Annotated in this window: 18 protein-coding genes and 2 tRNA genes; 10 read left to right on the forward strand and 10 right to left on the reverse strand. The window is 69.1% G+C overall.

What is annotated here, in order from left to right:
• Positions 1–46: 46 nt before the first annotated feature.
• The 6 genes from ehuB (at position 47) to ACZ5U5_RS10095 (ending at position 4,149) form a co-directional block, all read left to right on the forward strand.
• Positions 47–856, forward strand: a complete 810-nt coding sequence (gene ehuB, locus ACZ5U5_RS10070) for an ectoine/hydroxyectoine ABC transporter substrate-binding protein EhuB (RefSeq protein ID WP_469018804.1) — start codon at positions 47–49, stop codon at positions 854–856.
• The gene (gene ehuC / locus ACZ5U5_RS10075; protein ID WP_469018806.1) at positions 853–1,593 is read left to right on the forward strand and encodes an ectoine/hydroxyectoine ABC transporter permease subunit EhuC; all 741 of its coding nucleotides are present in this window, start codon (positions 853–855) and stop codon (positions 1,591–1,593) included. The genes ehuB and ehuC overlap by 4 nt, the downstream gene beginning before the upstream one ends.
• On the forward strand, positions 1,590–2,255 hold the full coding sequence (gene ehuD / locus ACZ5U5_RS10080) for an ectoine/hydroxyectoine ABC transporter permease subunit EhuD (RefSeq protein ID WP_451203953.1): 666 nt from the start codon (positions 1,590–1,592) through the stop codon (positions 2,253–2,255). Before ehuC ends, ehuD begins: the two co-directional genes overlap by 4 nt.
• The gene (gene ehuA, locus ACZ5U5_RS10085; protein WP_365816686.1) at positions 2,245–3,057 is read left to right on the forward strand and encodes an ectoine/hydroxyectoine ABC transporter ATP-binding protein EhuA; all 813 of its coding nucleotides are present in this window, start codon (positions 2,245–2,247) and stop codon (positions 3,055–3,057) included. Before ehuD ends, ehuA begins: the two co-directional genes overlap by 11 nt.
• 187 nt (positions 3,058–3,244) lie before the next feature.
• On the forward strand, positions 3,245–4,003 hold the full coding sequence (locus tag ACZ5U5_RS10090; RefSeq protein ID WP_469018810.1) for an IclR family transcriptional regulator: 759 nt from the start codon (positions 3,245–3,247) through the stop codon (positions 4,001–4,003).
• A 72-nt stretch (positions 4,004–4,075) separates the two neighbouring features.
• A tRNA-Lys gene (locus tag ACZ5U5_RS10095) sits at positions 4,076–4,149 on the forward strand.
• A gap of 128 nt (positions 4,150–4,277) precedes the next feature.
• On the opposite strand, the gene ACZ5U5_RS10100 is transcribed toward ACZ5U5_RS10095, so the two are convergent.
• The 9 genes from ACZ5U5_RS10100 to ACZ5U5_RS10140 all read right to left on the reverse strand — a co-directional run bounded on the left by ACZ5U5_RS10100 (position 4,278) and on the right by ACZ5U5_RS10140 (position 13,085).
• Positions 4,278–4,559 carry a hypothetical protein gene (locus ACZ5U5_RS10100; RefSeq protein ID WP_469018813.1) on the reverse strand — a complete coding sequence of 94 codons (282 nt, stop codon included), beginning with the start codon at positions 4,557–4,559 and terminating at the stop codon, positions 4,278–4,280.
• Between the two features lie 51 nt (positions 4,560–4,610).
• Positions 4,611–5,285 carry a LuxR C-terminal-related transcriptional regulator gene (locus ACZ5U5_RS10105; protein ID WP_453691230.1) on the reverse strand — a complete coding sequence of 225 codons (675 nt, stop codon included), beginning with the start codon at positions 5,283–5,285 and terminating at the stop codon, positions 4,611–4,613.
• The gene (locus tag ACZ5U5_RS10110; RefSeq protein ID WP_469018816.1) at positions 5,249–6,544 is read right to left on the reverse strand and encodes a sensor histidine kinase; all 1,296 of its coding nucleotides are present in this window, start codon (positions 6,542–6,544) and stop codon (positions 5,249–5,251) included. The genes ACZ5U5_RS10105 and ACZ5U5_RS10110 overlap by 37 nt, the downstream gene beginning before the upstream one ends.
• A 119-nt stretch (positions 6,545–6,663) precedes the next feature.
• On the reverse strand, positions 6,664–8,328 hold the full coding sequence (locus tag ACZ5U5_RS10115; protein ID WP_469018819.1) for an AMP-binding protein: 1,665 nt from the start codon (positions 8,326–8,328) through the stop codon (positions 6,664–6,666).
• 63 nt (positions 8,329–8,391) lie between these two features.
• Complete coding sequence (locus ACZ5U5_RS10120) at positions 8,392–8,850, reverse strand: DUF3592 domain-containing protein (protein WP_469018821.1); 459 nt, start codon at positions 8,848–8,850, stop codon at positions 8,392–8,394.
• A 117-nt stretch (positions 8,851–8,967) separates the two neighbouring features.
• The gene (locus ACZ5U5_RS10125) at positions 8,968–9,570 is read right to left on the reverse strand and encodes a lytic polysaccharide monooxygenase auxiliary activity family 9 protein (protein WP_469018824.1); all 603 of its coding nucleotides are present in this window, start codon (positions 9,568–9,570) and stop codon (positions 8,968–8,970) included.
• A 106-nt stretch (positions 9,571–9,676) separates the two neighbouring features.
• Complete coding sequence (locus ACZ5U5_RS10130) at positions 9,677–10,369, reverse strand: nucleoside/nucleotide kinase family protein (RefSeq protein WP_469018826.1); 693 nt, start codon at positions 10,367–10,369, stop codon at positions 9,677–9,679.
• Positions 10,356–11,549: an SPFH domain-containing protein gene (locus ACZ5U5_RS10135; protein WP_469018829.1), complete on the reverse strand. Its 1,194-nt coding sequence runs from the start codon at positions 11,547–11,549 to the stop codon at positions 10,356–10,358. Before ACZ5U5_RS10135 ends, ACZ5U5_RS10130 begins: the two co-directional genes overlap by 14 nt.
• 186 nt (positions 11,550–11,735) lie before the next feature.
• Positions 11,736–13,085: a peptidoglycan-binding protein gene (locus tag ACZ5U5_RS10140; protein ID WP_469018831.1), complete on the reverse strand. Its 1,350-nt coding sequence runs from the start codon at positions 13,083–13,085 to the stop codon at positions 11,736–11,738.
• Between the two features lie 233 nt (positions 13,086–13,318).
• Between ACZ5U5_RS10140 and ACZ5U5_RS10145 the strand changes: the two genes are divergently transcribed.
• The 4 genes from ACZ5U5_RS10145 to glxA all read left to right on the forward strand — a co-directional run bounded on the left by ACZ5U5_RS10145 (position 13,319) and on the right by glxA (position 18,412).
• Positions 13,319–13,392: transfer RNA gene (locus ACZ5U5_RS10145), tRNA-Lys, on the forward strand.
• A gap of 64 nt (positions 13,393–13,456) precedes the next feature.
• Positions 13,457–14,188 (forward strand): FadR/GntR family transcriptional regulator, encoded by a 732-nt coding sequence (locus tag ACZ5U5_RS10150; protein ID WP_469018833.1) that lies wholly within the window; start codon positions 13,457–13,459, stop codon positions 14,186–14,188.
• Between the two features lie 301 nt (positions 14,189–14,489).
• Complete coding sequence (locus tag ACZ5U5_RS10155; RefSeq protein WP_469018836.1) at positions 14,490–16,475, forward strand: glycosyltransferase family 2 protein; 1,986 nt, start codon at positions 14,490–14,492, stop codon at positions 16,473–16,475.
• On the forward strand, positions 16,472–18,412 hold the full coding sequence (glxA, locus tag ACZ5U5_RS10160) for a radical copper oxidase GlxA (RefSeq protein ID WP_469018839.1): 1,941 nt from the start codon (positions 16,472–16,474) through the stop codon (positions 18,410–18,412). Before ACZ5U5_RS10155 ends, glxA begins: the two co-directional genes overlap by 4 nt.
• An 84-nt stretch (positions 18,413–18,496) precedes the next feature.
• Here the strand turns inward: glxA and ACZ5U5_RS10165 are convergent, their stop codons facing one another.
• On the reverse strand, positions 18,497–19,531 hold the full coding sequence (locus ACZ5U5_RS10165; RefSeq protein WP_469018842.1) for a glycoside hydrolase family 6 protein: 1,035 nt from the start codon (positions 19,529–19,531) through the stop codon (positions 18,497–18,499).
• Positions 19,532–19,623: the final 92 nt, after the last annotated feature.

A 19,623-nucleotide genomic window follows, 5' to 3' on the forward strand; every position in this document is an offset into this window, starting at 1 on the left:
CATTCGCCGACGATCACTCCTGTTCGGTGCGGCAGCGGTAGGTGCGATGGGCGCGCTCGGCGCTGCGGGCTGCAGCAAGGTGCCCACAGGGGACACACTGGCGCGCCTGAAGTCACAGGGGACGGTACGGCTGGGGATCGCGGGAGAGGCGCCGTACGGGTACATCGACGAGGACGGGGGGTTCACCGGTGAGGCGGTGGAGCTCGCGAAAGAGATCTTCGGGCGCCTGGGCGTCAAGAAGGTGCAGCCCGTCGCGACCGAGTTCGGTTCGCTCATCCCTGGCCTGAACACGCAGCAGTTCGATGTGGTCTCGGCCGGGATGTACATCAACAAGGACCGCTGTCAGCAGGTCATCTTCTCGGACCCCGAGTATCAGATGCTGGACTCCTTCATCGTCCCCAAGGGCAACCCGAAGAAGCTCTTGAACTACCAGGACGCCTTCAAGGCCAAGGCGAAGATGGGCACGGGTCCCGCCTACGCGGAGATCGACTACGGCATCGCCGCGGGCTACAAGCGGGAGGACATCTCGATCTTCCCGGACCCGGTCGCGGGCATGAACGCCGTCGAGGCGGGCCGCATCGACTTCTTCGCCGGCACCGCCCTGACCGGCCGCGGAGTGGTCCGCAAGAGCACGAAGGCGGAGGCGACCGAGGCCTTCGCGCCCATCGTCGACGGCGAGAAGCAGATCGACGGCGGCGGCTTCACCTTCCGGCCGACCGACACGGAGCTGCGCGATGCCTTCAACGTGGAGATCCACAAGATGAAGAAGAGCGGTGAGCTCTTCCGGATCCTGAAGCCGTTCGGCTTCACCAAGGACGAGATGACCACGCTGACCGCAGAGGAGCTGTGCAAATGACAGCGGGACTGTGGGAACACTGGGTTCTGCCCGGTATCTGGATCACCATCCAGCTGACGATCTACAGCGCGGCCCTGGCGACCGTCGTCGCCTTCGGCATCGGCATGGCCCGCACCCACCGGCTGCGCACCGTGCGCTTCCTGGCCGGTTTCTACACCGAGGTCTTCCGCGGCACCTCATCGCTGGTGCTGATGTTCTGGATCTTCTTCGTCCTGCCGCAGCTGGTCGGCTGGGCGCTGGTCCCGATGTGGGCGGCCGTGCTCGCCCTCGGGCTCTCCTACGGTGCGTACGGCGCCGAGATCGTGCGCGGATCGCTCAACTCCGTGACACCGGCACAGCGCGAGGCGGGGGTCGCGTTGAGCTTCAGCCCTGCGCAACGGATGCGGTTGATCCTGCTGCCGCAAGCCATCCCGGAGATGATCCCGCCGTTCTCGAACCTGCTTGTCGAGCTGCTCAAGGGCACCGCCCTGGTCTCGCTGCTCGGCATCGGCGACGTGTCCTTCGCCGCGAACCTGGTGCGCCTGGCGACCACGGAGAGCGCCGAGATCTACACGATCACCCTGGTCATCTACTTCGTGATCGCGTTCCTGCTCACCCGCGGGATGCGCTCCCTGGAACGTAAGACCAAGGCCGGGATCGGACAGAAGACCGAGTCCCGGGGCCTGATGTCCAGGCTCAACTGGCGTCAGGAGATCGAAGTTGCACAGATTCCGAAGAGCGGGGGCACCGGCGCATGATCATCGCTGCTGACAAGTGGGACTGGGGCGCCGTCTCCGACTTCATGCCGCACTTCTGGGACGGTGTCCTCACCACCCTGCAGATCCTCGCCCTGGGCTCGCTGATCTCGTTCTCGCTCGGCCTGGTGTGGGCGCTCCTGTTCCGCGCACCCAGCCGTTTCGTGCGGTGGCCGGTCGGCATCATCACCGAGTTCATCCGCAACACCCCGCTGCTCGTGCAGCTGTTCTTCTTCTTCTTCGTGCTGCCGGAGTGGGACATCCAGTTCTCCGCGCTGACGACCGGCACCATCGCGATCGGCCTGCACTACTCGACGTACACCGCGCAGGTCTACCGCGCCGGCATCGAGGCCGTGCCCGTCGGCCAGTGGGAGGCGGCCACGGCCCTGAGCCTGCCCTACCGCCACACGTGGACCGCGGTGATCCTGCCGCAGGCCATCCGCCGCGTGATCCCGGCGCTCGGCAACTACGTCATCGCGATGCTGAAGGACACCCCGCTGCTCGCCAGCATCGGCGTCCTGGAGCTGCTGCAGCGCTCGCGGCTCCAGGCGGCGGAGACCTTCCAGTACACCGAGGCCCTGACCGTCGTCGGCGTCGCCTTCATCGTCATCGCCTACCCGTCCTCCCTCCTCCTCCGAGCCCTGGAGCGTCGTCTTGTCGTCTGAAACCACCCCCAAGGAAACGGTCAACCCGGCGGTCGACGGCAGTGAGCTGATCCGCTTCGACAAGGTCACCAAGAGGTTCGGCTCGAACACCGTCCTGGACGAGCTCGACTTCTCCGTGGACTCGGGCAAGCACGTCACGCTGATCGGTCCGTCGGGCTCCGGCAAGACCACGATCCTGCGGCTGCTCATGACCCTGATGAAGCCCGAGGAGGGCACCATCAAGGTCGGCGGGCGCTACCTCACGCACGAGGAGAAGAACGGCAAGCTCGTGCCCGCGGGCGAGAAGTACATCCGCGAGGTCCGCAAGAACATCGGGATGGTGTTCCAGCAGTTCAACCTCTTCCCGAACATGAAGGTCCTGCGCAACATCACCGAGGCGCCGGTCCAGGTGCTCGGCCTGTCCAAGGACGAGGCGGAGGAGCGGGCCCGCGGCCTGCTGGAGCTGGTCGGGCTCACCGAGCACATCGACAAGTACCCGAACCAGCTCTCCGGCGGACAGCAGCAGCGCGTCGCCATCGCGCGCGCCCTGGCGATGCGCCCGCAGGTGCTGCTCCTGGACGAGGTCACGTCCGCGCTCGACCCCGAGCTGGTGGCGGGCGTCCTCGACGTCCTCCGGGACATCGCGCACACCACGGACATCACGATGCTCTGCGTGACCCACGAGATGAACTTCGCCCGGGACATCTCGGACCAGGTCCTGATGTTCGACTCGGGCCGGGTCATCGAGTCCGGGACGCCGGAGAAGATCTTCACCGAGCCCGAACATGAGCGGACCCGGGAGTTCCTCAGCGCGGTCCTGTGACCGCGCACGACAATTACGCAGGCTATGGCCTTGGGTGATGACGCTGGCATATGCCAGGGTGGCGCGTTCCTGCTGACAGCGCCGGAACGCGCCACCAATGTCCCCAACAGCCGCTCCATATACCCCTCTTGGCCGCTATCGTGGACGGAGCCCAGCTGTCCGGAACCGTTGCATGCAGGGGGAAGCCGTGGCGCTGAAGCACGAGCCGACCACGCCGCAGCACTCGGTGCAGAGCGCGCTGCGCGTGCTCGAGATCGTCGCCCGGCACAACGCCGGCGTCACCGACGCCGAGCTCGCCCGCCAGACCAAACTCCCCGCACCCCAGCTCGCCGCCCTGCTGCGGATGCTGCGCCGCGAGGCGTACGTCGAGCAGGTCGCCGACGGTGCGTATGTCACCGGCGCGTCCCTCGCCCGCCTCGGTTCGGCCCACCGCCGCGAGCAGGCCCTGCGGGACAAGCTCAAGGACACCCTCGACGAACTGCGCGACTCGATCGGCGCGGCCGTCTACATCAGCCGGTACGAGGACGGCGAAATCAAGATCACCGACTTCGCGGACGGCCCCCGCACCCCCAAGGTGAACGAGTGGGTGGACTTCCGCTCCTCCGCGCACGCCAGCGCGGTCGGCAAGAGCCTGCTGACCCAGCTCGACCTGAACGGCCGCAGGGACCACCTCTCCCGGCACAAGATGGCCCGCCTCACCTCGCGGACGATCACGAACGAGCGGGTCCTGTTGAACCGCCTCGCCGCCCAGCCCGCCACGGTCCCGGTCCTCGACCTCCAGGAGTACGCGGTCGGCACGGTCTGCGCCGCCGTCCCCATCACCGCGGGCTCCGCGGTCGGCTGCCTGGCGCTCTCCCTCCCGGTGGAGCACGCCCACCGGCTCCGGGAGGCGGCCCAAACACTCAATCGCAGGGCGGCGCCTGTGCTGCTCTCGCTGGCGATCTAGGGGCCGGCGCCCGGTCGGTCGCGGGCGGTCCTGAGCACCCTCCAGGACCAGGTATTATTTTTGAGTCAGCAGGCGCCGCTAGCTCAGTTGGTTAGAGCAGCTGACTCTTAATCAGCGGGTCCGGGGTTCGAGTCCCTGGCGGCGCACAGACAGAAAGAAGCCCCTCGCGGAAGCGAGGGGCTTCTTTCGTTCTGCGGAAGTCCTGGGCGGGCGCTCCCGTGCGGACAGCGCCCTCAGGGGCCCGCGCCGCGGACCCCGCACCGGTCGTGCCGGTTCAGGCGAGCACCACCCAGTCCATGACCAGGGCGCCCACCAGGCCGACGGCGAGGAGATAGCTGCCGAGCCGCGTCCTGCCCCGCCTGCTGAGTTCGATCACCAGGCCGCAGAGCACGAGCAGCAGGCCGTACACCCCCACGACCAGCACGGACGACCGGCTCGCCAGGCGCACGGCGAGCACCACGGCCGCCGCGGCCATCAGCACGGAGGCCGCGGCGATTCGTAGGCGCCGGGCCTGGCGCGGCGTGAGGCCGGCCCGTATCTGGTCTGACGTGCTCATGGTTCGGAATCGTAATCGACCTGACCGGTGGCCTGTGCACGCTTTCCCGGCTCAGGCCCGGAGATACGCCAGGACCGCGAGCACCCTGCGGTGGGTTCCATCCCCAGGGGGCAGGTCCAGTTTGCCGAGGATGTTGCCGATGTGTTTGCCCACCGCGGCCTCGCTGACGACGAGTTCGGCCGCGATCGACGCGTTCGACCTGCCCTCGGCGACCAGGCCGAGCACCTCGCGCTCGCGCGGCGTGAGCTGTTCGAGGGGGTCGCGGCGGCGCCTGATCAGCTGCCGTACGACCTCCGGGTCCACCACCGTGCCGCCGTCCGCGACCCGCGCCACCGCGTCGGCGAACTGTTCGACCTGGCCCACCCGGTCCTTGAGCAGATAGCCGACGCCGGTGCCGTCCCCGGTGTCCAGGAGCTCAGCGGCGTACGAGCGTTGCACGTACTGGCTGAGCACGAGCACGGGCAGCTTCGGCCGCCGCGCCCGCAACGCGAGGGCGGCACGCAGCCCCTCGTCCTTGAAGCCGGGCGGCATGCGTACGTCGGTGAGGACGAGGTCCGGTTCGTGCGCGTCGACGGCGGCGCTCAGCCCTTCGGCGTCACCGAGCGCGGCAGGCACCTCGTGGCCGAAGCGGGCGAGCAGGCCGACGAGTCCCTCGCGCAGCAGCACGCTGTCCTCGGCGACGACGATTCTCAGCGCTGGGCGCTGGTCGGGTGCTGGGCTCGGCACGGGATCTCCACGGACAGTACGGTCGGACCGCCCGGCGGGCTGGTGACCGTCAGTGTGCCATCGAGCACCGCGAGCCGGTCCGCCAGGCCGGTCAGACCGGTGCCTCGGGCGGGGTCCGCGCCACCGTCGCCCTGGTCGCGCACGTCGATGCGCAGCACCTCTCGCTCGTGACGGGCCCGGATGTGCGCGCGGGGTGCGTTGCTGTGGCGGGCGATGTTGGTGAGGGCCTCGCGGACGGCGAAGTACCCGGCCGATTCGACGGGTTCGGGAAGGCGGGGCAAGTCCAGGTCGGTGTCCGCGGGGACCGGGGAGCGGTCGGCGGCGTCCTCTATGGCGGCGGCGAGACCGTAGTCGGCGAGGACTTGGGGGTGGATGCCGCGGATGAGCTCACGCAGTTCGGTGAGGACCTTGCCCGCCTCGTCGTGGGCCGTGGCGAGCTGGGCCGCGAGGGCACTGCCGGGGGCGGCGTCGAGCCTCGCCAGACCCAGGGTCATGGTCAGCGCGACGAGCCGCTGCTGGGCTCCGTCGTGCAAGTCCCGCTCAATGCGCCGCCGTTCGGCCTCGAAGGCGTCGACGAGGCGTGCCCTGGAACGGGTCACTTGCTCCAGCTGGGTGGCCAACTCGGCCTCGCGGGGCGCGAGGAGGAGGCGGGCAAGGGAGGCTCGGGCGGTGGCGTAGGCGCCGAGAGGATAGAGCAGCGGGGCGAGGAGGACGAGCCCGAGCAGCGCTATGGCGAAGGCATGCGGGTAGTCGCCGACCAGCCACAGCTTGGCGGCGCGGATCTCGCCGCCGTCGAGGGCGAGTTGGACGGGGGCGGCGATGAGGACCGCGGGGGCGCCGACGGTGCAGGCGAGCACCAGCAGGTCCAGCGGCCACAGCACGAGGGCGAGCAGGGCGGCGTACGCGAGCTCACGCCAGGTGGCCTGCTCCTTGAGACGCAGCTTGAACCAGGCGGGGATGCCGGGGGCTTCGGGGGTGCGGTGGGGGGTGGGAGCCGGGGGTGCGGGGTCGACGAGGCGTGCGCGGCGGCGTTCGAGCGCGGCGACGGGGATGCCGGCGAGGGCGAGGAGGGGGAGGAGGGGGATGCCCACGAGAACGAGGGTGAGGGCAAGGCCGAGGGTGAGGCCCAGGATGCCACCGACCAGGACCAAGACCCCGAGCACCACACCCCCCAGCAGGTACGCCAGGCTCCTCCAGGGCTCACTGCTCCTCAGATACGCCCGCCCCCGCATCCCCACCCACACGCGCTCTCCTGCCATGGGGTCACGGTATTGGCTCCGGGTATCGGGTGGGTGGGCGGGAAGGCCTGTTCGTCCAGGGGCAGGCCTGCGGGGTGAACGGGCGGGTGGGTGGGAGAGGCCCGTACGCGAGGGAAAACTCACCCCGGCAGCAGCCCCTCGCGCCCCTGAGCCCGGTACTGGTCAAGCAGTTCAGCCAGGGCCGACGGCACGAGGCGCTGGTAGGCCCCCGCCCCGGGATCGGGCCGCCACCACACAGGATCCCCGCAGCGAAACCCCTCCCCCCGCAAGGCGGCCCGCGCCACCTTGTTGGTCGCGGTGACCGGCATCCGCCCCACCACCCGTACGAAACGGGGCGCCATCTTCGTCCCCAGGTCCCCCTGCGCCAGCAGGAACTCCGCGAAGGCCAGCGGATCGAAGTCCACCCCCGGCCGCGGAGTGACCGCCGCCATCACCTGATCCCCGGAAACCGGGTCAGGCACCGCGTACACGGCGACCGCCGCAGCCGCCTCCCACCGCGCGAGGATGTTCTCGATCATCGCCGCCGCCAGGTTCTCGCTGTCCACGCGGAGCCTGTCGTCCGTGCGCCCCGCGAAATAGAGGAACCCCTCCGCGTCGCGGTAGAAAAGATCCCCCGTCCAGTACCAGCCGTCCCGGAGCCGCGCCGCGTCCGCCTCCGCGTTGCGCCAGTACCCCTCGAAGGGCGACCGCCCCTTGTTGACCAGCTCCCCTATCGCCGCGTCGCCGTTCAGCAGCCGCCCGTCCGCGGCGAAGACGGCGGGCGGGCACTCCGCACGCGTACCGGCATCCACCACCGCGAGCTCGTCCCCCGGCGCCGCCCGCCCGATCGCCCCGGCCGGAGTCCCCGGCACCCGCTGGATGGCCGCGCCGCCCTCCGAAGAGCCGTAGCCCTCCACGAGCCGCACGCCGAACCGCTTCTCGAAGCGCCCCGCGTCCACCGCCCCGGCCTCCGTGCCGAACCCCATCAGGAGGGGGTTCTCCGTGTCGTCGGTGCGCTCGGGCGTCGCCAGGAGGTACTGCACCGCCCGGCCCACGTACGTGAAGTACGTCGCCCCGTACGCCCGTACGTCGTCCAGGAACGCCGAGGCCGAGAAGCGCCGCCGCAGCGCCACGCCGGCCCCGGCCGCAAGGGCGGGCGCCCAGTCCGCGATCACCGCGTTGCCGTGGAACATGGGCATGCAGATGTAGTGGACCCCGTCCGCTCCGAGGCGGAAGTGGCCGGCCAGGGACTGGCCCGCGGCCGCCAGACGCCCTTGGGTGCAGATCGCGGCCTTGGGCGCCCCGGTCGAGCCCGAAGTGAAGTAGAGCAGCATCCGGCTCGACGGGGTCGCCGCCCGCGACACCTCCGGGCACGCTTCCGCATAAGGGGCCAGCAGTTCCCCGTACGCCTCCGTGTCGGTCACCAGGACGCGCACGCCCGGGAGTTGAAGTCCGTCGAGGAGGGGGAGGTGCGTCCGTTGTGTGATCAGGACCCGGCAGTCGGTGTGCACGATGTCGCGGGCCAGTTCCGCGCCCCTGCGCGTGGGGTTGATGCCCGCCACCGCCGCTCCCGCGAGCGACGCCGCACTGAGCCACAGGGGGTATTCGGGGGTGTTGTCGAGCAGGACGCCGACGTGCGGCTCGGCCCCTTTGGGCAGCAGGTCGGCGAGGAGCGCCGCTCTCGCCGCCGCGCCCGCCGCGACCTGATGGTGAGTGAGCTCCTGGTGCTCGAAGCGCAGCCCGGGACGGTGGTCGCCCCAGCGCGCCTGCACGAGTTCCGCGACGGTACTCCCGGTGGACTCCATGGCCGCGCACCATAATTGATGCACCGTCAGATAGGGAGAGGGCCATGCGGGACAGGGGCGGGACTAGGGCAGGTCGTCCGTCCCGAACAAGCCGTTCGCGGTCACCATGAAGTAGACACAGAAGGCGAGCACGACCCCGAGGAAACAGAGCAGACCTACCGTGCTCGCCACGTTCTGCACGGGGCTCGGCGCGTGGGCCGTCGCCTTCTCGGGCCGATCGGCCGCGTAGTGCACGGTGACGAAGTCGCCCTCGATGGTCGTCGCGGGCCCGTTCTCCTCCTCGAAGCGGACGGGACGCCCCCCGGACGGCGTGAACTCGTAGACGTGGTGGAACGTCGTGGAGATGCGGTTGCTGTCACCGTGGCGGCTCGTGGTGGTGTACGTGCGCAGGCAGCGTGCCTCGGCCGTGAGGCCGCTCGCCCACGCCTGCCGCAGTTGCAGGGAGCGCCTGATCACTTTGACGGCCATCGTGATCACCACCCCGCCGATGATGACGGGCACCGCGAAAAACATGAACTCCATGGTTGTCCCCCGACAGTTGCTGAGGTTGGGTGCCTCTGTCCTGCGCACACCGTCCCGGTCATGGACGGTGTGCGCAGAACCTACCCGTGGGGAGTGCCGTGGAGCCTCAAGCCCTGCTCAGAACTTGACGTCGGAGCAGGCGTAGAACGCGTTCGCCGTGTCGTGGACCGTCCACACCGCGACGATCACGTGGTGTCCGCTCCTGCCGCCGGGGATCGTCCCGGAGTGCGAGAGCGTGGCGGGCGGCTGCTGACCGTTGTAGGGGACGTTGAGGAACGGGGTCGTCTCGAGGGCGGCCCGCGTGACGGGCTTGCTCTCGTCCCAGCCCTGCTTGGTTATGTAGTACTTGAAGTCGGTGGTGCGGTGACGTGCCGTGAACTGCCAGCGGAAGCTGTAGTTCTGTCCTGCGCTGACACTGGTCGTCGGCCAGGCCCCGCCGCCCGGCGCCTTCGGCTGGTTGAGCGAGTCGAAGCCGCCGATGCCCGCCGAGCAGATCTTGCCGTCGGCGGGACCGGACGCCGGGAAGCCCTTGGGGCCCTCGACGCTCTGGGGTTCGTACTGGATGGAACCGCAGCCGCTCACCGTGCCGTTGGCACAGTTGATCTGGCGGCTGGCCGGCAGGTCGGTGTAGCCGTGACCGCTCGCGCCACCGGACGAGAGCGCGAGGGCCCCGAACGTGGTGGCACCGAGCATGGCCGCGTACATCTTCTTGTTTCGCATGCTGCCGCTCCAGGGGAAACGTGGGGGTTCCGTGAGCCGTGCGCGCGCTGCGGCACTGCGGGTGCAGTGGGATGCAGTGAGTACTGCGGTCTAGACCAAGCCCAGATTATGGGCGGTAGTTGAACATGTCCATACCAATCGTGGAGACGATCCGATCGCAGCGATGGCGCGACTTCTCGACGAGATCACCGTTCGGGCCGTCGTTCGTCGCCACCCACGCCGCCGCTCCGTCGGCCGTCCGTCCGCCCGTCAACTGCCTTTCGATCAGGCGCTGTTGACGTACCTCCGCAGGTGCCGCCACGTACCAGCACTCCCCCATCAGCTCCCGCGCCTCGCGCCACCCGGGCAGATCGCAGGCCAGATAGTTCCCCTCGGTGACCACGATCCGGGCGGTCGGCGGGACGCGGTGCCGGGCGGCCACCGGTTCGTGAAGGGTGCGGTCGTAATCGGGTACGTAGATGTCGTGGCCGGTGTCGTCGAGGACCCGGGTGAGGAGCGCGACGTATCCACGGACGTCGAAGCTGGGCTCCGAGCCCTTGCGCGAGGTGAGGGAGAGACGCTCAAGCTGGTCGTTCGAGAGGTGGAACCCGTCGAGCGGGAGATACGCGGCCCCCTCGCCGATCTCCTCCACCAGCGCCCGCGCGAACGTCGACTTGCCCGCGCCGGGCGGCCCCGCGATCCCGAGGAGGGTGCGGGGCCGGTCGGTGGTCAGCAGCCAGGCCATCTCGGCCAGGGACGGGAGTGTGAGGCCGGGCGTGGGAGTGGGGGCGGGAGTGGGGGTGGGGTCAGCGTTCTCCATGCCCCGTATAGAACGCCACCGTGAGGTCCTTGACCAAGGCCTTGCGCTCGTAGTCGTCGAGCTCGACCAGGCCGCGGGTGGTCAGCCGGGTGACCGTGTCCTCGACGGAGTCCACCACCGAGGTGAGCACGCTGTCCCGGTGCCGTGCGTCCAGGGCGGCGACCCGGCGAAGGCGCATGGTGTCGGCGATCTCGGGGGCGTACTCGATGCGGGTCGGCTGGGCCGAGAAGATCTCGATGCCGACCGGCTCGGACTCCGCCACGAGCATCCGGGTCAGCGAGTCGCCCACCGCGTCCGCGTCGCGCAAGGTCGCGGTGTCGTCGTGGAAGGCGTCGGCGGGCAGCCGCGACAGGACACGGGCGGTCGCCGCCTCGACGCACTCGCGCAGATACTCCTGATGGTCGGCGACGCCGAGCGTGGCCCGCGCCGCGTCCTTGACCCGCCACACCACGAGGACGACGACCCGCAGCGCGACCCCGCCCCGGTCCACCGCGGGCATCGGCTCGCTGCGCCAGTGCCGCAGGCGTACGTCGACGCGGCGGCGCAGGAGGAGCGGGTTGACCCACATCAGACCGGTGCGGCGGACGCTGCCGCGGTACCGCCCGAAGAGGGTGAGCACCCACGCCGTGCCGACCCGGCCGCGGGCAAGGCCCCCGAAGCCGAACAGCGCGAGGGCGCCCGATCCGGCGAGCGAGGCCCACTGCGCGAGGCCGAGCCCGGCGTACGCGCCGTGGCCGCCGGCCCCCTCCACCCCGAACAGTCCGGCCGCCTGCGCCACCGGCTCGGGCAGCACCCCCGCCCACCAGAGCGCGGCCACGCATCCGGTGACTCCCGCGGTGCCGCCGAGCACACCGACCGCACCGGGCAGCACGCGCGCGGACCGCTCGCCGAGGTCGGGGTCGACCACGGGCAGGGGCCGTACCGCGGCCGGGGCCGGGGCCGGGGGCCGCCGGTTGGCGCGCGGCTGCTCCCCCGTTCCCTGGCGGCGCCGCACCACGGCGGGCGCCAGGGGCACCCCGGGGTCGGCGGGGTCGTCGCGGAAGAGCAGATGGATGGGGATCTCGGTGGTGGCCTCGCTGTGGATCAGGCGCGGGGAGCGGGCGGCCGTGTCCGGGGCGCCGGCGGTCTGCGGTTCCTCGGGCTGGGGGGTCTGTGACCGTGATGCCGCTGTCGCACTCATCCTTGCCTCCGGCTCATACGTGCCTCGATCTCATACGTGCCTGAATGTCATCCGCGCCCCGGTCACATCTGAGCCCCGCCCCGACTCGTGCCCCGGCCTCATACGTGACCCGGTCACGTTCCTGCCTGTATCTCGGGCGGATCGGGCGGACCGGGCCCGCAGCCGCCCTCATGGGACTCGTGTCGCTCATGCGAACAGCCGCCGCCAGGTCTCGGGGCCCGGGTAGCCGTCCGCTGCCGCGCCCCGCCAGCCCTGGGCCCGCTGGAACGCCTCGACATTGCGGCGGTCGCTCTCGCTCCACCGCGGGCCCGGTCCCCGCGCGTAGTGCCGGCCGAAGCCCTTCCTCACCAGTTGCCTGCCGAGCTGCTCGACCGACGGGCTGGACTGGCCGGGGCGGAACACGCCCCTGCCGGGGTACGCCGGAGCACCGCCCTGCGGACCGCCCGACGCGGCGCGCGGGATGTCACGGCCCTTGCCCGTCATGAGGTACGACCAGGTCCCGGGGCCAGGCAGGCCGTCCGCGTCAGAGCCGGTCCAGCCCTGCGCCCGCTGGAACGCCTGCGTGGCCCGTCGGTCCGCGTCGCTCCAGAGCGGGCCCGGCCCCGCCTTGTAGAAGCGGGCACCGCCCCGGGCGACCAGCGCCTTGCCCAGCTGGGTGACGTACTGGTTGTTCGCGCCCGGACCGAAGGACCCCGCCCCGGGGTAGCGCGTCACCGTGCCGGGGCCTGCGCCGCCGGGAGTGGTGCCGTCCGTGACCCCTTTGTAGCGATACGCCAGATAGCGGCTCCCGTTGCTCCAATAGGCATAGGGAGTCGTCTGCTTGCGGGTGTGCGGGCGGGTCTGTTCGTACGCGACGTATTGCGTGTGCGCCGCGTTCGCCCAGCCGCCGAAAATGGTCACGTGCGAACCCTTCTCCGGGTTCTTGGGATTATGGAAGAGAAGGATGTCGCCGGGCTGAAGCTGAGTCTTCGTAATACGCACCGAGTACCGGGCGAGGCTGCCCGTCCATTCGTTGCGGCCGAGATTCCAGGCCATGGAGACATAGCCCGAGCAGTCCTGCCGGTAGCCGTCGGACCAGTACTTGCCCATGTTGTACGGCACCTTCGCCGCGACCCACTTCTGGGCGCGGGCGAGGATCTGGGCCCGTGTCGTGTTCCGCACCGCCGACGCCGCGGGGCCCGGCGAACCCGGCCTGCCCGGCACCCCGTGCAGCGCGCCCGTGTCGCCCTGCGGGCTGCCGGGGCCCGGCTCGGCACCCGGGTCCTCGTCCGGCGGAACCGTCGGAACCGTGCCCGGTGGTCCCACCGGGTGATGGCCCGCTCCGGGTGCCGCCACCGCCGGAAGGACCTGGCCACCGCCGAGCACGGTGCCGGCCGCCGCGGCGACGACCAGGGCGCGGCGCGCGCCGTGCGCCGCCGGGTGGCCGCCCTGCCGTACGGGGAGTGCGTGGGTCATGGCTCGTCGCCGGTGAATACATCCGGGGCAATCGCAGTCGCTCTCGGGCTCGAATTCCTCGAATACCGGAGCTCCCTCCATGCGATTCCCCTCACACTCCAGGAAAGAATGCCTGCGTCGCATCTGCACAGTCGTCAGCTTCTCAACTGTCCGGTGATATCGCATGTTGACGGTCCGAATGATGGAGTCGCCCCGCATTCGCCTCCCCGCCCGCCCCGCATTCACGTCCCCGCGCACCCCCGGGCCCGCCCCCGCGGGGTCCCGGGCGGTCCGGAGCACCCCTCGGCATCCGGTAGAGTTCTCCAGGTCAGCAGGCGCCGCTAGCTCAGTTGGTTAGAGCAGCTGACTCTTAATCAGCGGGTCCGGGGTTCGAGTCCCTGGCGGCGCACAGACAGCGAAAGCCCCCCGTTCACGCGGGGGGCTTTCGTGGTTCGTACCGCTACCGTTGCGCCATGGCGCGCGACATTCAGGAGCGGATCAAGAAGCTCATCATCGACCAGCGGCTGCCCTCGGGCGCCTCTCTGCCCACCGAGCCCGAACTGATGGAACGCCTCGGCGTCAGTCGGAACTCCGTGCGAGAAGCCCTCAAGGCGCTGCAGGCGATGGGCATCGTGGAAATCCGGCACGGTTTCGGCACCTATGTCGGACCCATGTCGATGGCTCCGATGATCGAGGGCCTCACCTTCCGCACGGTGGCCGGCCACTACCGCGGCGAGGACAGCCTGCTCCAGCTCCTCGAGCTGCGGGAGGCCGTGGAGACCGGGCTCATCGCACGCCTCGCGGGCCGCATTCCGGACGCGGATCTGGCCGAACTCGACGCACTCGCGGACCGGATGGACACCGAGGCGGCGGAGAGCGACGGCCGGGACGGCCAGCCGGGCGTGGTGCACACCGAAACCGACCGCGCATTTCACGCCACTCTCTACCGCTGCCTGCGCAATCCGCTGCTCGGCGAGGTCCTGGAGGCGTTCTGGGACGCCTTCCACAAGGTTCGCACCGATCTGGTCGACGTTCCGCACGATCCCAAGGTCACCAGCCGCCAGCACCGGGAGATCCTCGACGCGGTCCGGTCCGGCGATGTGCTCCGGGCCGAGCGGGCGATACGGGAACACTTCGGTAATATTCGAACGCGATTGAGCACTCCTGTCCCAACAGGTAACTCGAATCGCTCGTATGACCGGTAAACCCCTTGTTTCGCCCTTGCGATCATGGCAATGGGCGTAGAACCTTGTGCTGGAGCCATTGGCTCACATGAGGCAGGCGGTGCGGGGCAGTTGGGGGCCCGCCCGAAGCCCGAACGGGGATGGGGGCCGGGGGGTCCCGTTAACGATTGGATGCCGAGGGGGGCATCATGCAACCGGAAGGTAGCTGTTCCATGTCTAAGGGGACGGTGGCCTGCCACTGATGCGTCCGTGAAGGTCGGGGGACCGATTCGGACGGAAGGACCAACGAACACGCGGACGACCGCGTGCGGGGGGATGACTCATGACGTCGACGCCGACGGGCGCCCGTCCGAACGACCCGTCAGAGACGACTCAGCTGCGGGTGCCATCGCACCGGACAGGCGGGTTCCGGCGTATCAAGAAAGCCTTGCCGAGGTACGACTACGAGCACTACAGCCGTCTCGCGGGGCCGCTGACGCAGCCCGATCCCAGCAAGCCGTACAAGGTGCAGTACCGCTCCCTGCTCTCGCAGGAGCCGCACCGGATCAGAGCCGCGCTGATGCTGGGGGCCGCGCCGCTGCTCTCCCTCGTGCTGCTGGCCTGGCTGCTGCAGCCGACGCACTGGACGAAGCGCGACTACGTCGCGAACGACTGGCTGCCGACGCTCGACGTCATCATGCTCATATCCATCGGCCTGATCGAGTTCTTCCGCTGCATGAACGTGCTGTCGAACGCGCACGCCACGCTCGTCGCCCGTGACCCGATACCCGTGGTGCCCGAGACCGGCACCCGCGTCGCCTTCCTCACCTCCTTCGTGCCCGGCAAGGAACCCCTTGAGATGGTGACGAAGACGCTGGAGGCGGCGGTCAAGATCCGCCACCGCGGTCTGATGCACGTCTGGCTCCTCGACGAGGGCGACGACCCCGCCGTCAAGGAGGTCTGCCAGCGGCTCGGCGTGCACCACTTCTCCCGCAAGGGCATCGCGAAGTGGAACATGAGCAAGGGCCCGCACCGCGCCAAGACCAAGCACGGCAACTACAACGCCTGGCTCGACGCGCACGGCAGCGACTACGACTACTTCGCATCGGTCGACACCGACCACGTCCCGATGCCCAACTACCTCGAGCGGATGCTCGGCTTCTTCCGCGACGAGAACGTCGGCTTCGTCATCGGCCCGCAGGTCTACGGCAACTACGACAACTTCATCACCAAGGCCGCCGAGTCCCAGCAGTTCCTCTTCCACGCGCTGATCCAGCGCGCGGGCAACGCGTACGGCTCCCCCATGTTCGTCGGCACGAGCAACGCCGTACGCATCAGCGCCCTGAAGCAGATCGGTGGTCTGTACGACTCGATCACCGAGGACATGGCGACCGGCTTCGAGATCCACCGGGCCACGAACCCGAAGACCGGCCAGAAGTGGAAGTCGGTCTACACCCCGGACGTGCTCGCGGTCGGTGAGGGCCCCAACGCCTGGACGGACTTCTTCACGCAGCAGCTGCGCTGGTCGCGAGGAACGTACGAGACCATCCTCAAGCAGTTCTGGAAGGCGCCGTTCTCGCTGCCGCCCGGCCGTCTCTTCAACTACACGATGATGGTCATCTTCTACCCGATGTCCGCCATGAACTGGATCCTGGCCGCGCTCTCCTGCGCGCTGTTCCTGGGCATGGGCGCGTCGGGCGTGAACATCGACCCGACGATCTGGCTGATGCTGTACGGCAACGCGTCGGCACTCCAGATCGGCCTCTACATCTGGAACCGCCGCCACAACGTCTCGCCGCACGAGCCCGAGGGCTCCGGCGGTATCGCGGGCATGGTGATGTCGGCGCTCTCCGCGCCGGTCTACGCACGTTCCCTCCTTGACGCCGTGCTGCGCCGCAAGAGCAAGTTCGTGGTGACTCCCAAGGGCGATTCGGCGAGCCCGGACACCCTGTTCGGCACGTTCCGCATCCACCTGTTCTTCATCCTGGTCTTCGCCGGCTCGATGGCCGCCGCGTTCGTGTTCGGCCACGTCCACCCGGCGATGATCATCTGGGCCACGTTCGCCCTGCTGATCACGGCCGCGCCGATCTTCGCCTGGCGCTGGGGGATGCGGCAGGACAAGAAGAAGCGCAAGTCCCGGCAGGGACCCGGAGCTTCGGGGCCGCCCTCGGGCGGCGGGGACCCGATGATGCCGCAGCAGCGTGACGCCACGGCGGAGCTGCCCCAGGCACACCAGCCTCCGCAGGCGCCGCACGCGCCGCAGCAGAAGCCCAGCTGGGCAGCGAACGACCAGACCATGCAGATCGCCCTTGGGGGACGTAAGAAATGAAGGACCGCTCCAGCCGCCGCCGCGCCCGCCGCATCGCGATAGGCGCGGCGGTGGTCATAGCGCTGGCCGGGATGAACGGCCCGTGGCTGTGGCGCGTGGGCTCGGAGAAGTACCACGACTACAAGATCAACAAGCCGGAGTACAAGGCCGACAACGGCCACTGGCAGGTCGTGAACTTCCCCGAGGAGTACCGCCAGAACACGATCCACGCGGCGCTCCTGCACACCGGCAAGATCCTTCTGGTCGCCGGTTCCGGCAACAACCAGAAGAACTTCGACGCCAAGAAGTTCGACACCCGCCTGTGGGACCCGGTCAAGAACACGATCAAGAAGATCAAGACGCCCGTCGACCTCTTCTGCACCGGCCACACCCAGCTCGCCAACGGCAATCTGCTCATCGCCGGCGGCACCCAGCGCTACGAGAAGCTCAAGGGCGACATCACCAAGGCCGGCGGCCTGATGGTGGTGCACAACGAAGACCCGGACAAGCCGATCACGCTGCCCGCGGGCACGAAGTTCACCGGCAAGAAGAACGGCAAGACGTTCGTCTCCAAGGACCCCGTCGTCGTCGAGCGCGCCAAGAAGGTCTTCGACAAGCAGACCGGCGCCTTCGTACGCAACGAACCGGGCCTGGGCCGGGTGTACGTCGAGGCGCAGCAGAGCGGCACGAGGCACGAGACCGGCACGCAGGACAACTACCGCGTGCAGGGCCTCAAGGGCGCCGCCACCCGCAACACGTACGGCATCGCGCAGAAGCTCGCCCTGGACAAGAAGGACTTCCAGGGGATCAAGGACGCCTTCGAGTTCGACCCGGTCGCCGAGAAGTACATCAAGGTCGACCCGATGAACGAGGCCCGCTGGTACCCCACGCTGACCACGCTCTCGGACGGCAAGGTGCTCAGCCTCTCCGGCCTCGACGAGATCGGCCAGCTGGTCCCGGGCAAGAACGAGATCTACGACCCCAAGACCAAGAAGTGGACCTACACCAAGCAGGTCCGCCAGTTCCCGACCTACCCCGCCGTGTTCCAGCTGGAGAGCGGCAGGCTCTTCTACTCGGGCTCGAACGCGGGCTACGGCCCCGATGACGTCGGCCGCAAGCCCGGCACCTGGGACCTGGAGAAGAAGGGCAGCTGGAAGGGGATCCCGGGGATGAGCGACCCCAATCTCCTCGAGACGTCCAACACGGTCGAACTGCCGCCCGCGCAGGACCAGAAGTACATGGTCATCGGCGGCGGCGGTGTCGGCGAGTCCAAGAAGTCCAGCAAGAAGACCCGCATCGTCGACCTCCTGGAAGACGACCCGAAGTTCGAGGACGGCCCCGAGCTGGAGAAGGGCACGCGTTACCCGCAGGCCTCGACCCTGCCCGACGACACGGTGCTGATATCCGGCGGCTCCGAGGACTACCGCGGCCGCGGCGACTCGAACATCAAGCAGGCGCGGATCTACGACGCGAAGACCGGCAACATGCGGCGGGTCGCTGACCCGGAGGTCGGCCGCAACTACCACTCGGGCTCGATCCTGCTGCCCGACGGCCGCGTGATGTTCTTCGGTTCCGACTCGCTCTACTCCGACAAGGCCAACACCAAGCCCGGCGAGTTCGAGCAGCGCATCGAGATCTACACCCCGCCGTACTTGTACCAGGGCTCGCAGCCCACGCTCACCGGCGGCCCGAAGGAGATCAAACGGGGCGGGTCGGGCACCTACAAGACCCAGCACGCCTCGTCCATCAAGACGGCCCGCCTGATCAGGCCGAGCGCGTCGACGCACGTCACGGACATCGACCAGACGTCCGTCGCACTCAACCTGAAGAAGTCCGCGGGCGGCGTCACGGTGACGATCCCGAAGGAGAAGAGCCTGGTCGAGTCGGGCTGGTACATGCTCTTCGTGACGGATGACCAGGGGACACCGAGCAAGGCTCAGTGGGTCCACGTGCCTTAGCAGTACGCGCAAAAGAGCCGCAGTCGCGTCGACTGCGGCTCTTTTGTGGTTGCTCGCGCGGTTCCCCGCGCCCCTTACGGGGCGCTACTTAGCCGCTTCGGCCAGCTTCAGCGCGTACTCAGGCCACCACTCCCCCGCCTTGGGGCCGCCCCTGCACGTGCCGTCCGACTCTCCGGGTCGCTTGACCCAGAGATACGCGTCCACCAAGGGGTCACCCGTCTTGGTGGTCGGCGCCTCGCCCAACGCACGGCCGGGCGGGTTGCACCAGGTGTCCTTGCCCTTGGTGTACGGGCCGTTGCCGTTGCGCGCGGTGTCGATGACGAACGGCTTGTTCCCGATCTTCGCCGAGAGCTTCTTGCCGAACTCCGTGCTGGCCTCGGTGGTCTGGAAGTTCGAGACGTTGACCGAGAATCCGTCGGCCTGCTCGACGCCCGACCACTTCAGGGGCTCCCAGAGCGAGTCCGGGTTCTTCCAGCCCGCGTTGCCCGCGTCCAGGTACACCTTCGTGTTCTTGAGGGACTTGAGCTTCTCGATGGCGCCCTTCAGGAGGTCGTAACGCTCCTCGTGGAACTCCTCCGGCGTGCAGTTGTCGACCATGTGGAGCACGGCGTCCGGCTCCAGGATGACCGTGGTCTTGCGGTCGCCGATGCCCTTGGCGACCTGGTCGATGAACGTGCGGTATGCGTTGCCGTCGGCCGCGCCGCCGCCCGAGTACTGACCGCAGTCGCGGTGCGGGATGTTGTAGAGGACCAACAGGGCGTCCCTGTCGGCCTTCTCGGCGGCCTCGGTGAAGCCGCGCGCCTGGTCCTCCGCGTTCTCCGGGATGATCCATTCGGCGACCGGCTGCTCGGCGATCTTCCGGATGAGCCCGGCGTCGTCCTTCTTGCCGTCCTTCTCGTACGAGGCGACCTGCTTGGCCGCGTTCCCCTCCGGGTTGACCCAGTACGGGTCGGAGCCCTTGGGCTGCTGTTTGACCGGCTGCCCCGACGACTCCTCGTTGCCCGAGCCGTCATCGGAGGAGCACCCCGACAGCAGCAGCGCAGCCCCCGCAAACGCCGCCGCAGCCTTCACCCCCCGGCTCGCGATCCGATGACCGCGGCCGGTGCCTTTGTGGTACATCCACTCCCCCTTGGGTGCACTGTCCGATTCTCAATCCTGACATACGCACTCCCGGCTCACGAGGCCCGCCCGCCCGCTGCGGAGACCTGTTG

The sequence above is a fragment of the Streptomyces sp. NPDC033177 genome (assembly GCF_055577715.1).

What these genes read in the sequence shown, in the direction of transcription:
- ACZ5U5_RS10120 (WP_469018821.1), bottom strand. Translation starts at nt 8,850, where the DNA reads ATGGAGTTCATGTTTTTCGCGGTGCCCGTCATCATCGGCGGGGTGGTG.
- ACZ5U5_RS10115 (WP_469018819.1), bottom strand. Translation starts at nt 8,328, where the DNA reads ATGGAGTCCACCGGGAGTACCGTCGCGGAACTCGTGCAGGCGCGCTGG.
- glxA (WP_469018839.1), top strand. Translation starts at nt 16,472, where the DNA reads ATGAAGGACCGCTCCAGCCGCCGCCGCGCCCGCCGCATCGCGATAGGC.
- ACZ5U5_RS10110 (WP_469018816.1), bottom strand. Translation starts at nt 6,544, where the DNA reads ATGGCAGGAGAGCGCGTGTGGGTGGGGATGCGGGGGCGGGCGTATCTG.
- ACZ5U5_RS10130 (WP_469018826.1), bottom strand. Translation starts at nt 10,369, where the DNA reads ATGGAGAACGCTGACCCCACCCCCACTCCCGCCCCCACTCCCACGCCC.
- ACZ5U5_RS10100 (WP_469018813.1), bottom strand. Translation starts at nt 4,559, where the DNA reads ATGAGCACGTCAGACCAGATACGGGCCGGCCTCACGCCGCGCCAGGCC.
- ACZ5U5_RS10155 (WP_469018836.1), top strand. Translation starts at nt 14,490, where the DNA reads ATGACGTCGACGCCGACGGGCGCCCGTCCGAACGACCCGTCAGAGACG.
- ehuC (WP_469018806.1), top strand. Translation starts at nt 853, where the DNA reads ATGACAGCGGGACTGTGGGAACACTGGGTTCTGCCCGGTATCTGGATC.
- ACZ5U5_RS10150 (WP_469018833.1), top strand. Translation starts at nt 13,457, where the DNA reads ATGGCGCGCGACATTCAGGAGCGGATCAAGAAGCTCATCATCGACCAG.
- ehuD (WP_451203953.1), top strand. Translation starts at nt 1,590, where the DNA reads ATGATCATCGCTGCTGACAAGTGGGACTGGGGCGCCGTCTCCGACTTC.
- ACZ5U5_RS10125 (WP_469018824.1), bottom strand. Translation starts at nt 9,570, where the DNA reads ATGCGAAACAAGAAGATGTACGCGGCCATGCTCGGTGCCACCACGTTC.
- ACZ5U5_RS10140 (WP_469018831.1), bottom strand. Translation starts at nt 13,085, where the DNA reads ATGGAGGGAGCTCCGGTATTCGAGGAATTCGAGCCCGAGAGCGACTGC.
- ACZ5U5_RS10165 (WP_469018842.1), bottom strand. Translation starts at nt 19,531, where the DNA reads ATGTACCACAAAGGCACCGGCCGCGGTCATCGGATCGCGAGCCGGGGG.
- ACZ5U5_RS10135 (WP_469018829.1), bottom strand. Translation starts at nt 11,549, where the DNA reads ATGAGTGCGACAGCGGCATCACGGTCACAGACCCCCCAGCCCGAGGAA.
- ehuB (WP_469018804.1), top strand. Translation starts at nt 47, where the DNA reads ATGGGCGCGCTCGGCGCTGCGGGCTGCAGCAAGGTGCCCACAGGGGAC.